This window comes from Pseudomonas sp. Z1-29 (assembly GCF_051131995.1).
Classification (GTDB): Bacteria; Pseudomonadota; Gammaproteobacteria; order Pseudomonadales; family Pseudomonadaceae; genus Aquipseudomonas.
On record NZ_CP071645.1, the window covers coordinates 1,310,571 to 1,323,977 of the forward strand.

10 protein-coding genes are annotated in these 13,407 nt (G+C 60.9%); all 10 read left to right on the top strand.

The window, feature by feature from the left end:
* The first annotated feature begins 42 nt into the window (after positions 1-42).
* The 10 genes from rseP to J3P84_RS06165 all read left to right on the top strand — a co-directional run bounded on the left by rseP (position 43) and on the right by J3P84_RS06165 (position 13,297).
* The gene (gene rseP / locus J3P84_RS06120) at positions 43-1,395 is read left to right on the top strand and encodes an RIP metalloprotease RseP (RefSeq protein WP_434572117.1); all 1,353 of its coding nucleotides are present in this window, start codon (positions 43-45) and stop codon (positions 1,393-1,395) included.
* 74 nt (positions 1,396-1,469) lie between these two features.
* Positions 1,470-3,857, top strand: coding sequence for an outer membrane protein assembly factor BamA (gene bamA, locus J3P84_RS06125; protein WP_434628705.1), 2,388 nt, complete (start codon positions 1,470-1,472; stop codon positions 3,855-3,857).
* Between the two features lie 45 nt (positions 3,858-3,902).
* Entirely contained in the window at positions 3,903-4,406 is a 504-nt protein-coding gene (locus tag J3P84_RS06130) for an OmpH family outer membrane protein (protein WP_003184901.1), read from the top strand.
* Between the two features lie 3 nt (positions 4,407-4,409).
* Entirely contained in the window at positions 4,410-5,465 is a 1,056-nt protein-coding gene (lpxD, locus tag J3P84_RS06135; protein WP_434628707.1) for a UDP-3-O-(3-hydroxymyristoyl)glucosamine N-acyltransferase, read from the top strand.
* A 111-nt stretch (positions 5,466-5,576) separates the two neighbouring features.
* The gene (gene fabZ / locus J3P84_RS06140) at positions 5,577-6,017 is read left to right on the top strand and encodes a 3-hydroxyacyl-ACP dehydratase FabZ (protein ID WP_008154051.1); all 441 of its coding nucleotides are present in this window, start codon (positions 5,577-5,579) and stop codon (positions 6,015-6,017) included.
* The gene (lpxA, locus tag J3P84_RS06145; RefSeq protein ID WP_434572124.1) at positions 6,014-6,790 is read left to right on the top strand and encodes an acyl-ACP--UDP-N-acetylglucosamine O-acyltransferase; all 777 of its coding nucleotides are present in this window, start codon (positions 6,014-6,016) and stop codon (positions 6,788-6,790) included. The genes fabZ and lpxA overlap by 4 nt, the downstream gene beginning before the upstream one ends.
* Positions 6,791-6,792: 2 nt before the next feature.
* Positions 6,793-7,923 carry a lipid-A-disaccharide synthase gene (gene lpxB / locus J3P84_RS06150; protein WP_434628710.1) on the top strand — a complete coding sequence of 377 codons (1,131 nt, stop codon included), beginning with the start codon at positions 6,793-6,795 and terminating at the stop codon, positions 7,921-7,923.
* An 11-nt stretch (positions 7,924-7,934) separates the two neighbouring features.
* Complete coding sequence (gene rnhB, locus J3P84_RS06155; protein ID WP_305501184.1) at positions 7,935-8,579, top strand: ribonuclease HII; 645 nt, start codon at positions 7,935-7,937, stop codon at positions 8,577-8,579.
* Between the two features lie 99 nt (positions 8,580-8,678).
* Positions 8,679-12,200: a DNA polymerase III subunit alpha gene (gene dnaE, locus J3P84_RS06160; RefSeq protein WP_305499098.1), complete on the top strand. Its 3,522-nt coding sequence runs from the start codon at positions 8,679-8,681 to the stop codon at positions 12,198-12,200.
* Positions 12,201-12,349: 149 nt separating this feature from the next.
* A complete protein-coding gene (locus J3P84_RS06165) occupies positions 12,350-13,297 on the top strand; it encodes an acetyl-CoA carboxylase carboxyltransferase subunit alpha (RefSeq protein ID WP_434572128.1) in 948 nt (315 codons plus the stop codon).
* Positions 13,298-13,407 lie beyond the last annotated feature (110 nt).

A 13,407-nucleotide genomic window follows, 5' to 3' on the forward strand; every position in this document is an offset into this window, starting at 1 on the left:
CCTTAGCCAGGGTTGTCCCGGGCAGGATTGTGGAGAAAACAGATGAGCGCGCTCTATATGATTGTCGGCACCCTGGTTGCGCTGGGGGTGCTGGTCACTTTTCACGAATTCGGCCATTTCTGGGTCGCGCGTCGCTGTGGCGTCAAGGTTCTGCGTTTTTCCGTTGGCTTCGGCATGCCTTTGCTGCGCTGGCACGACAAGCAGGGCACCGAGTTCGTCGTCGCGGCCATCCCGCTGGGCGGCTACGTCAAGATGCTCGATGAGCGCGAAGGCGAAGTGCCTGTCGATCAGCTTGACCAATCTTTCAATCGCAAGACCGTTCGTCAGCGTATCGCTATCGTGGCGGCGGGCCCGATCGCCAATTTCCTGCTGGCCCTGGTGTTTTTCTGGGCGTTGGCAATGCTCGGCAGCGAGCAGGTGCGCCCGGTCATCGGTGCGGTAGAGGCCGGCAGCGTGGCGGCTCGGGCCGGGTTGGGCGCAGGCCAGGAAATTGTCGCCATCGATGGTGAACCCACCTCGGGCTGGGCGGCGGTCAACCTGCAGTTGGTGCGCCGCCTGGGCGAAAGTGGCTCGCTGCAATTGCTGGTGCGCGAGCAGGGCTCGACGGCGGATTCGCCGCGAGAGCTGATTCTCGACAACTGGCTCAAGGGCGCCGACGAGCCGGATCCGATCCGTTCCCTGGGGATCCGCCCATGGCGTCCGGCGCTGCCGCCTGTGCTGGCCGAGCTCGATCCGAAAGGCCCGGCTCACGCCGCAGGTCTGAAAACCGGCGACCGATTGCTGGCATTCGATGGCCAGTCGGTGAATGACTGGCAACAGGTGGTTGATTCGGTTCGTGTACGTCCTGATACCAAAATCCTGCTGCGCGTCGAACGCGACGGTGCTTCAATCGACGTCCCGGTGACTCTGGCCGCCCGTGGCGAAAGCAAGGCGCCGACCGGTTACCTGGGGGCGGGCGTCAAGGCGGTCGAGTGGCCGCCGGAAATGATCCGCGAGGTCAGCTTCGGCCCTCTTGAGGCGATTGGCGAGGGTGCGCGTCGTACCTGGACCATGAGTGTCCTGACCCTGGACTCGCTGAAGAAAATGTTGTTCGGCGAGCTCTCGGTAAAAAACTTGAGTGGACCGATAACCATTGCTAAAGTGGCGGGCGCTTCTGCCCAGTCGGGCGTCGCTGATTTCCTGAATTTCCTTGCTTATCTGAGCATTAGCCTGGGGGTTCTGAATTTGCTGCCCATTCCGGTACTGGATGGGGGGCATCTGCTGTTTTATCTGATCGAGTGGGCGCGTGGTCGTCCCTTGTCGGATCGGGTGCAAGGTTGGGGGATACAGATCGGTATCAGCTTGGTGGTCGGGGTGATGTTGCTTGCTCTGGTCAACGATCTGGGTCGTCTGTAACGCTTCGCTGAATTGCGAATCTGCCGCATTTTGCGGCAGTTTGTTTATTGCCAGTTGGAATAAGAAAGGACTTCATGAAACGTCTGCTGCTAACTGCGGTTCTCACCGTATTGATGATCGCCGAAGTTCACGCCGAGTCCTTCACTATCTCTGATATTCGCGTCAACGGCCTCCAGCGGGTTTCCGCGGGTAGCGTCTTTGGTGCCTTGCCGTTGAACGTCGGCGAGCAGGCGGATGATCGGCGCCTGGTGGAATCCACTCGTGCGCTGTTCAAGACCGGCTTCTTTCAAGATATCCAGCTGGGCCGCGACGGCAATGTCCTGGTCATCACGGTCGTCGAGCGCCCATCGGTTGCCAGTATCGAGATCGAAGGCAACAAGGCGATCTCCACTGAAGACCTGATGAAAGGCCTCAAGCAATCCGGCCTGGCCGAAGGCGAGATCTTCCAGCGCGCGACCCTCGAAGGCGTCCGTAACGAGCTGCAACGCCAATACGTTGCCCAGGGCCGTTATTCGGCGACTGTCGACACCGAAGTCGTGCCGCAGCCGCGCAACCGCGTCGGCCTGAAGGTCAACATCAACGAAGGCACCGTCGCCGCCATCCAGCACATCAACGTGGTCGGCAACACGGTGTTCCCGGATGAAGACCTGATCGACCTGTTCGAACTCAAGACCACCAACTGGCTGTCGTTCTTCAAGAACGACGACAAGTACGCTCGTGAAAAACTCTCCGGTGACCTGGAGCGCCTGCGTTCCTACTACCTGGACCGTGGCTACATCAACATGGACATTGCTTCGACCCAGGTGTCCATCACCCCGGACAAGAAGCACGTCTACATCACTGTCAACGTCAACGAAGGAGAGAAGTACACCGTTCGTGACGTCAAGCTCAGTGGTGACCTGAAAGTTCCGGAAGACCAGGTCAAATCGCTGTTGCTGGTGCAGAAGGGGCAGGTGTTCTCGCGCAAGCTGATGACCACCACGTCCGAGCTGATCACTCGCCGCCTGGGTAACGAGGGTTACACCTTCGCCAACGTGAACGGCGTGCCACAACCGCACGATGAAGACCATACCGTCGACATCACGTTCGGCGTGGACCCCGGCAAGCGTGCCTACGTCAACCGCATCAACTTCCGTGGCAACACCAAGTCCGAGGACGAAGTGCTGCGTCGCGAAATGCGCCAGATGGAAGGTGGCTGGGCGTCGACCTACCTGATCGACCAGTCCAAGACCCGCCTGGAGCGCCTGGGCTTCTTCAAGGAAGTCAACGTCGAGACCCCGGCCGTACCGGGCGTCGATGACCAGGTGGATGTGAACTACAGCGTCGAGGAACAAGCCTCCGGTTCGATCACCGCCAGTGTCGGTTTCGCCCAGAGCGCGGGCCTGATCCTGGGTGGTTCGATCACCCAGAACAACTTCCTCGGTACCGGTAACCGCGTCAGCGTGGGCCTGACCCGCAGCGAGTACCAGACCCGCTACAACTTCGGTTACGTGGACCCCTACTGGACTGCCGACGGTGTGAGCCTGGGCTACAACGCCTTCTATCGCACCACCGACTACGACGAGCTCGACTCTGACATCTCCAGCTATGCGGTGGACAGCCTGGGTGCCGGCGTCAACATCGGCTATCCGATCAGCGAAACGTCGCGCCTGACCTTCGGCCTCACCGCCCAGCAGGACGAGATCAGCACTGGCCGCTATACCGTTGACGAAATTTTCGATTTCGTCGAGAAAGAGGGCGACAAGTACCTGAACTTCAAGGCGTCTGTTGGTTGGTCCGAGTCGACCCTGAACAAGGGTGTGTTGGCGACCCGTGGCCGTTCCCAGAGCTTGGTCCTGGAAACCACCACGCCTGGCAGCGACCTGTCGTTCTTCAAGCTCGACTACCGCGGCCAGCTGTTCCAGCCGCTGTCCGACAACTACACCATGCGCCTGCACACCGAGCTGGGTTATGGCGATGGCTACGGTTCGACCGACGGCCTGCCGTTCTACGAGAACTACTACGCCGGTGGTTTCAACTCGGTGCGTGGCTTCAAGGACAGCACCCTGGGCCCGCGCAGTACCCCGAGCCGAGGTGCAGCTGTCACTGGCAACCAGGGGACCATCCGGGATCCGGACCAGGATCCACTGCCGTTCGGTGGTAACGTCCTGATCCAGGGCGGTGCCGAGCTCCTGTTCCCGATGCCGTTCGTCAAGGATCAGCGCTCCCTGCGTACCTCGGTATTCTGGGACGTGGGTAACGTATTCGACTCCAGCTGCGATAAGCCTACTAACAACAATGGCACGTCATCCAACGCAGAGTGCAACGACATCAGCCTGAGCAACCTCGCCAGCTCCGTCGGCGTCGGCGTGACCTGGGTCACCGCGCTAGGCCCGTTGAGCTTCGCGTTGGCGATGCCGATCAAGAAACCGGATGACGCTGAAACCCAGGTTTTCCAATTCTCCCTCGGTCAGACGTTCTAAGCGTCTGACCCAAGATAACGACAATGGATTTTGTAGGAGTACATCGTGCGTAAGTTGACTCAATTGGTTCTCCTGGCGACCGTACTGGTCGCAGGTCCGGCTTTTGCCGACATGAAGATCGCCGTCCTGAACTATCAGATGGCCCTGCTGGAATCCGACGCGGCGAAGAAATACGCTGTGGACGCGGAGAAAAAATTCGGCCCGCAACTGACCAAGCTCAAAGGCCTGGAAAGCAGCGCCAAGGGTATCCAGGATCGTCTGGTGGCAGGTGGCGACAAAATGGCCCAGGGTGAGCGCGAGCGCCTGGAGCTTGAATTCAAGCAAAAGGCCCGTGACTTCCAGTTCCAGTCCAAGGAACTGAACGAAGCGAAAGCCGTTGCCGACCGCGAAATGCTCAAGCAGCTCAAGCCGAAACTCGACAGCGCTGTGGAAGAAGTCATCAAGAAGGGTGGTTTTGACCTGGTGTTCGAGCGTGGTGCAGTGATTGATGTCAAGCCTCAGTACGACATCACGCGCCAGGTTATCGAGCGCATGAATCAGCTGAAGTAATCCATGACAGCGACTATCAAGCTCGGCCAGTTGGCCGAGTTCCTCGGCGCCACCCTGCGTGGCGACCCGGAGAAGGTCATCACTGGGCTAGCCACTTTGCAAGAGGCTGGCCCAGCTCAGTTGAGCTTCCTGGCAAATCCTCAATATCGCAAATACCTGGCTGATAGCCGGGCTGCCGCGCTGTTGCTCAAGGCCGGTGATGCCGAAGGGTTTGCCGGTGATTCGCTGATCGTGGCCGACCCCTACCTTGCGTATGCGCGGATTTCCCATCTGTTCGATCCCAAGCCCAAGTCGGCTGCCGGTATCCACCCGAGTGCGGTGATCGCGGCGGACGCCGTGGTGGATCCCTCGGCCAGCGTTGGCCCGTTTGTCGTGATTGAAGGCGCCGCCCGGATTGGCGCCGGTGTGACGCTGGGGGCCCATTGCTTCATCGGCGCGCGCTGCGAGATCGGCGAAGGTGGCTGGCTGGCGCCCCGGGTGACGCTGTATCACGATGTGCGCATCGGCAAGCGGGTAGTGATCCAGTCTGGCGCAGTGCTCGGTGGCGAAGGCTTCGGTTTTGCCAATGAGAAAGGCGTCTGGCAAAAGATTGCCCAGATCGGTGGCGTAACCGTCGGCGATGACGTGGAGATCGGCGTCAACACCGCCATCGACCGTGGCGCGCTGGCCGACACGGTCATTGGTAATGGCGTCAAGCTCGACAACCAGATCCAGATCGCCCACAACGTCCAGGTCGGTGACCACACCGCCATGGCCGCCTGCGTGGGCATCTCCGGCAGTACCAAAATCGGCAAGCACTGCATGCTCGCCGGTGGCGTGGGCCTGGTGGGCCATATCGATATCTGTGACAACGTGTTCCTGACCGGAATGACCATGGTGACCCACTCGATTACCGAGCCGGGTGCCTATTCTTCCGGCACAGCCATGCAACCGGCAGCCGAGTGGCGCAAGAGCGCGGCGCGTATCCGCCAGCTCGACGACATCGCGCGGCGCCTCAAGCAGGTGGAAAAGCGTGTAGGGGACGTGACCCCTGGCGGTAATGCTTCATCAGATGGCTGATACCATTTCCATATCAAGTGTGCACAGCCGCTAGGCCCTGGCTTCCTTGATTTGCTAGCGGGGTGCGCGTCAATCGTGCGCTCCCAATCTTTACATAGGCTTCCCCCCGAAATGATGGACATCAACGAGATTCGCGAATACCTGCCTCACCGTTACCCGTTCCTGCTGGTGGATCGGGTCGTGGACCTGGATGTTGAAGGCAAGCGCATTCGCGCCTACAAGAATGTCAGCATCAACGAACCCTTCTTCAATGGTCACTTCCCCGCGCATCCAATCATGCCGGGCGTATTGATCATCGAGGCGATGGCTCAGGCTGCCGGGATCCTTGGTTTCAAAATGCTCGACGTGAAGCCTGCCGACGGTACGCTTTACTACTTTGTTGGCTCGGACAAGCTGCGCTTCCGCCAGCCGGTCACTCCGGGCGATCAGTTGATCCTCGAAGCCAGGTTCATCAGTTGCAAGCGCCAGATCTGGAAATTCGAATGCCAGGCTTCGGTCGATGGCAAGCCGGTCTGCTCCGCTGAAATCATCTGTGCGGAACGCAAGCTATGAGTTTGATTGACCCTCGCGCAATCATCGATCCGACGGCCGTACTGGCCGCCGATGTCGAGGTTGGCCCTTGGTCGATCATCGGCGCAGGTGTGGAAATCGGCGAGGGCACGGTGATCGGGCCCCATGTGATCCTCAAGGGGCCGACCCGGATCGGCCGGCACAACCGCATCTACCAGTTCTCATCGGTAGGCGAGGACACGCCCGACCTCAAGTACAAAGGTGAAGAAACCCGCCTGGTGATTGGCGATCACAACGTGATCCGCGAAGGCGTGACGATTCACCGTGGCACCGTCCAGGACCGTTCCGAAACGACGCTGGGCGACCACAACCTGATCATGGCCTATGCCCACATCGGCCACGACAGCGTTATTGGCAACCATTGCATCCTGGTCAACAACACCGCGTTGGCCGGACATGTGCACGTAGATGACTGGGCGATCCTGTCCGGTTTCACCCTGGTCCACCAGTATTGCCACATTGGCGCCCATAGCTTCTCCGGCATGGGCACCGCCATCGGCAAGGACGTCCCTGCCTACGTCACCGTGTTCGGCAATCCGGCCGAGGCTCGCAGCATGAACTTCGAAGGCATGCGTCGGCGTGGTTTCAGCGAAGAGGCCATAACTGCCCTGCGTCGCGCCTACAAGGTTGTGTATCGCCAGGGCCTGACGGTCGAGCAGGCGCTCGCCGAACTGGCCGAGGCAGCGGCACAGTTTCCGGAAGTCGCAATATTCCGCGATTCCATCCTGTCTTCGACCCGCGGCATCACCCGCTGATCATGGCGAACCTGCGTATCGCACTGGTGGCGGGCGAAGCTTCCGGTGACATCCTGGGCGCCGGCCTGATGCGCGCGCTCAAGGCGCTGCACCCGGCGGTCGAGTTCATCGGGGTGGGTGGGCCATTGATGGAAGCCGAGGGACTGGTGTCCTACTTCCCGATGGAGCGCCTGTCGGTGATGGGGCTGGTGGAAGTGCTCGGCCGCTTGCGTGAGCTGCTGGCCCGGCGCAAGAAGCTGATCCAGACGCTGATCGAAGAAAAACCGGATGTGTTCATCGGTATCGATGCGCCGGATTTCACCCTCAATATCGAACTCAAGCTGCGCCAGGCCGGGATCAAGACCGTGCATTACGTCAGCCCGTCGGTCTGGGCCTGGCGACAGAAGCGCGTGTTGAAGATCCGCGAGGGCTGCGACCTGATGCTCACGCTGCTGCCGTTCGAAGCCCGGTTCTACGAAGAAAAAGGCGTGCCCGTGCGATTTGTCGGTCACACCTTGGCCGACACCATTCCCCTGGAGGCGGACCGCGAGGCGGCTCGCCAGGCGCTGGGCCTGGCCGCGGGCCCGCTGGTGGCGTTGATGCCCGGTAGCCGAGGCGGCGAAGTGAGTCGCCTGGGCGGGCTGTTCTTCGACGCCGCCGAGCGTCTGCGGGCGATGCGTCCGGACGTACGATTCATCTTGCCGTGCGCCAGTCCACAGCGGCGGGTCCAGCTCGAAGCGCTCCTGGCCGATCGCGATTTGCCGGTCACGCTGCTTGACGGCCAATCCCATCAAGCGCTGGCGGCCTGCGATGCCGTGTTGATTGCCTCCGGCACTGCTACCCTTGAGGCATTGTTGTACAAGCGCCCGATGGTGGTTGCCTATCGTCTGGCGCCGTTGACGTTCTGGATTCTCAAGCGCATGGTCAAGAGCCCTTACGTTTCCCTGCCGAATCTGCTGGCCCAGCGCCTGCTGGTGCCTGAACTGCTGCAGGATGACGCGACCGCCGAGTCCCTGGCCAGCACGCTTTTGCCGTTGATCGATGGCGGCGAGGAACAGACCCGGGGCTTTGACGAAATCCACCGTACCTTGCGTCGCGATGCCTCCAACCAGGCAGCAGACGCGGTACTGACCTTGATCGGCGCCAGACGATGAGCAACGTGAAGCTGCAGATGGGCCTGGACTTCAACCTGGTCGCCGAAGTCGAAGAGTTGGTCGCGGGTGTCGATGAGGTGGGCCGTGGCCCGTTGTGCGGTGCGGTGGTGACGGCGGCGGTGATCCTCGATCCGAAGCGGCCGATCCTGGGGCTCGATGACTCCAAGAAGCTCACCGAGGCCCGGCGTGAAAAACTCTACGACGAAATCTGCGAAAAAGCCTTGAGCTGGTGCATTGCCCGGGCCGAGGTCGAAGAGATCGACGAGTTGAACATCCTGCATGCCACCATGCTGGCAATGCAGCGGGCGGTACACGGCCTGCACATCACGCCGAAGCTGGCGATGATCGACGGCAACCGTTGCCCCCAGCTGTCGATGCGCGCTGAAGCGGTCATCCAGGGCGACGGCAAGGTGCCGGCTATCGCAGCGGCCTCGATCCTGGCCAAGGTCAGTCGCGACCGGGAAATGGCCGCATTCGAATTGATCTACCCGGGCTATGGCATCGGCAGCCACAAGGGCTATCCGACCCCCGTTCATCTGGAAGCCTTGGCGCGCCTCGGGCCGACGCCCATCCACCGGCGCTCGTTCGCCCCGGTGCGGCTGGCCTATGAAGCTCGCGAAGGCTTGATTGTGAGTAGTCAGGCTCTGGTTTCCTGATGCAGGCCTTTGTCAGGCTGACCGCTCATGGCTGATGTTTTACCCAAGGCCCGGTACAATCCGGGCCTTGTTGTTTTCATGACTTAACGCAGGATCACTATGCCGGCTTCATTCGTTCATCTACGCCTGCACACTGAATATTCCCTGGTCGACGGCCTGGTGCGGATCAAGCCATTGGTCAAGACCCTGGTCGGCATGAACATGCCTGCCGTGGCCGTTACCGACCAGAACAACATGTGTTCGCTGGTCAAGTTCTACAAGAACGCCATGGGCGCCGGGATCAAGCCGATCTGCGGTGCCGACCTGTGGCTGGCGAACAAGGACCCGGATGCGCCGCTGAGCCGTATCAGCCTGCTGGTGATGAACGCCGTCGGCTACCGCAACCTCACCGAGCTGATTTCCCGCGGCTTTATCGAGGGCCAGCGCAATGGCTCGATCATCATCGAGCGCGAGTGGGTGGCCGAGGCGAGCGAAGGCCTGATCATGCTGTCGGCGGCCAAGGAAGGTGAGATCGGCCTGGCCCTGCTCAGCGACAACACCGAGGAAGCCGAGCAACTGGCTCGCGACTGGATGACGGTGTTCCCGGACCGCTTCTATATCGAGGTGCAACGCACCAACCGTCCGAATGACGAAGAGCACCTGCACGCCGCCGTGGCCCTGGCCGACAAGCTGGGCGCGCCGCTGGTGGCGACCAACGACGTGCGGTTCATCAAGCAGGAAGATTTCGAAGCCCACGAAACCCGCGTCTGCATCGGTGAGGGGCGGGCCCTTGATGATCCGCGTCGGTCAAAGAACTACAGCGACCAGCAGTACCTCAAGAGCGCCGAGGAGATGGCGGAGCTGTTCAGCGACCTGCCCGAAGCGCTGGAAAACACCGTCGAGATTGCCAAGCGCTGCAACATCGAAGTGAAGCTGGGCAAACACTTCCTGCCCAACTTCCCGATTCCCGATGGCATGACCATCGATGAGTATTTTCGCAAGGTGTCGTTCGACGGCCTGGACGAGCGCCTAAAGGTCCTGCTGCCCAAGGACACCACCGAAGATTACGAAGCCAAGCGCCAGGTCTATGTCGACCGGCTGAATTTCGAGCTGGATATCATCATCCAGATGGGCTTCCCCGGTTACTTCCTGATCGTGATGGATTTTATCCAGTGGGCCAAGAGCAACGGCGTGCCCGTCGGCCCAGGGCGGGGGTCGGGTGCCGGGTCGCTGGTGGCCTATGTGCAGAAGATCACCGACCTCGACCCGCTGGAATATGACCTGCTGTTCGAACGTTTCCTCAACCCGGAACGGGTCTCCATGCCCGACTTCGACGTCGACTTCTGCATGGACGGTCGCGACCGGGTGATCGATTACGTCGCCGAGAAGTACGGCCGCAACGCGGTAAGCCAGATCATCACCTTCGGTTCCATGGCCGCCAAGGCGGTGGTGCGTGACGTGGCGCGGGTGCAGGGCAAGTCCTACGGCCTGGCGGATCGCCTGTCGAAGATGATTCCCTTCGAAGTCGGCATGACCCTGGAAAAAGCCTACGAGCAGGAAGAGATCCTGCGCGATTTCATCAAGGTCGATGAGGAAGCGGCGGAAATCTGGGAAATGGCGCGCAAGCTCGAAGGCGTGGTGCGTAACGTCGGCAAGCACGCCGGTGGCGTGGTGATCGCGCCAACCAAACTGACTGACTTTTCGCCGATCTATTGCGACGAAGAGGGCGACGGCCTGGTGACCCAGTTCGACAAGGATGACGTCGAGGCGGCCGGCCTGGTGAAGTTCGACTTCCTCGGCCTGCGGACCCTGACGATCATCGATTGGGCGCTCAAGACCATCAACCGCGACCGGGCCAAGGTCGGCGAAGAGCCGCTGGACATCGCGTTTATTCCGCTGGACGACAAGCCGACCTACAGCCTCTTGCAAAAAGCCGAAACCACCGCGGTGTTCCAGCTTGAATCGCGCGGCATGAAGGAGCTGATCAAAAAGCTCAAGCCCGACTGCCTCGAAGACCTGATCGCACTGGTGGCCCTGTTCCGTCCGGGCCCTCTGCAATCGGGCATGGTCGATGACTTCATCAACCGCAAGCACGGGCGCGCCGAGCTGGCGTACCCGCACCCCGACTACCAGTACGACGGCCTCAAGCCGGTGCTGGCGCCGACCTACGGCATCATCCTGTATCAGGAACAGGTGATGCAGATTGCCCAGGTCATGGCCGGTTATACCCTCGGCGGCGCGGACATGCTGCGTCGAGCCATGGGTAAGAAAAAGCCCGAGGAGATGGCCAAGCAACGCGGTGGTTTCATCGAAGGTTGTGCGAACAACGGCATCGATGCGGACCTGGCGGGCAACATCTTCGACCTGGTGGAAAAGTTCGCCGGCTACGGCTTCAACAAATCCCACTCCGCCGCCTATGGCCTGGTTTCGTATCAGACCGCGTGGCTGAAGGCGCACTACCCGGCGCCGTTCATGGCCGCGGTACTCTCGGCGGACATGCACAACACCGACAAGGTCGTGACCTTGATCGAAGAAGTGCGGACCATGAAGCTGCGCCTCGACGCGCCGGATGTGAACGCTTCGGAGTTCAAATTCACGGTCAACGACGAAGGCCGCATCATCTACGGTCTTGGCGCGATCAAGGGCGTGGGCGAGGGTCCGGTGGAGGCGATCACCGAAGCGCGCCAGGACGGGCCGTTCAAGGACCTGTTCGATTTTTGCGCGCGGGTCGACCTCAAGCGCATCAACAAGCGCACCCTCGACGGGCTGATCCGCAGTGGCGCGCTGGACCGCTTGGGCCCGTACTTCCAGGATGAGCCCAAGGCCTACCAGGCCAACATCGACCGCAACCGCGCGGTGTTGCTGGCGGCGATGGAGGAGGCGATCAAGGCTGCTGAACAGACCGCCCGTACCCACGACAGCGGCCACGCCGACCTGTTTGGCGGGCTGTTTGTCGAGGAAGACGCCGATGTGTATGCCAACCATCGCAAGGCCAAGGAGCTGACCCTCAAGGAGCGCCTCAAAGGTGAAAAAGACACCTTGGGCCTGTACCTGACCGGCCACCCGATCGACGAATACGAGGGCGAAATCCGCCGCTTCGCTCGCCAGCGCATCATCGACCTCAAGCCCGCTCGCGATACGCAAACCGTCGCCGGCATGATCATCGCCCTGCGGGTAATGAAGAACAAAAAGGGCGACAAGATGGGCTTCATCACCCTCGACGACCGCTCCGGGCGTATCGAAGCGTCGTTGTTTGCCGATGCGTTCCATTCGGCGCAGTCGCTGTTGCAGACCGATGCAATGGTTGTGGTGGAAGGCGAGGTCAGCAACGACGACTTCTCCGGTGGCCTGCGGCTGCGGGTCAAGCGGGTGATGAGCATGGAGGATGCCCGTACCAACCTGGCCGAGAGCCTGCGCCTGAAGTTGCAGACCCAGGACCTCAAGGGCGATCAGCTACGCTGGTTGGGCGAGTTGTTCAAGCGCCACCGTGGTGCGTGCCCGATCACCATGGAGTACGTGCGCCCCGATGCCAAGGCCGTGCTGCAGTTCGGCGAGGGCTGGCGGATCGACCCGGCGGATGCGTTGATTCAAGCCTTGCGTGACCAGTTCGGCAAAGACAACGTCTTCCTCCAATACCGTTGACGGCCAGGGGCCACTCCTGAACCTGGAGCGACCCTGACCTCGACTCGAATTTTTAATCTCGACCTGAACGCGCCTCTCCCTTAAGGTAGGCGCGAATAGACAACCGGCCGGCCCAAGCTCACTTGGACGTCGACCCAAGACGGACGCCTATGAACCCGAATTTTCTAGATTTCGAACAGCCGATCGCCGACCTTCAAGCCAAGATCGAAGAGTTGCGCTTGGTCGGTAACGACAATTCGCTGAATATCGGCGATGAAATCTCTCGGCTGCAGGACAAAAGCCGCACGCTGACCGAAGACATCTTCGGCAAGCTGACCAGCTGGCAGATCGCGCGTCTGGCGCGGCATCCGCGTCGTCCCTACACCTTGGACTACATTGAACACATCTTTACCGAGTTCGATGAGCTTCACGGCGACCGTCACTTCTCCGATGACGCCGCGATCGTCGGCGGTGTCGCTCGTCTGGATGACCAGCCGGTGATGATCATCGGCCACCAGAAAGGCCGCGAAGTGCGCGAGAAAGTACGCCGCAACTTCGGCATGCCGCGTCCGGAAGGCTACCGCAAGGCCTGCCGCCTTATGGAAATGGCCGAGCGCTTCAAGATGCCGATCCTGACGTTCATCGACACGCCGGGCGCCTACCCGGGTATCGACGCCGAAGAGCGCAACCAGAGCGAGGCGATTGCCTGGAACCTGCGCGTGATGGCTCGCCTGAAGACCCCGATCATCGCTACCGTGATCGGCGAAGGCGGTTCCGGCGGGGCGTTGGCCATCGGCGTTTGCGACCAGTTGAACATGCTGCAATATTCCACTTACGCGGTGATTTCGCCGGAAGGCTGCGCCTCGATCCTGTGGAAAACCGCCGAGAAGGCGCCGGACGCCGCAGAAGCCATGGGCATCACCGCCGAACGCCTGAAGGGCCTGGGTATCGTCGACAAGGTAATCAGCGAGCCAGTGGGCGGTGCCCATCGCGACCCGGCCGCGGCCGCAGCGCTGATTCGCGCGGAGCTGAGCTCCCAGCTGTCGATGCTCAAGAACTTCGATAACGACGCGCTGCTGGCGCGTCGCTACGAGCGGTTGATGAGCTACGGTCTCTGACTCAAGCGCTGTACCCTGTGTGGGAGCGAGCTTGCTCGCGATGGCGGTTTAACATTCAACAGATGAGTTGACTGATATACCGCCATCGCGAGCAAGCTCGCTCCCACAAA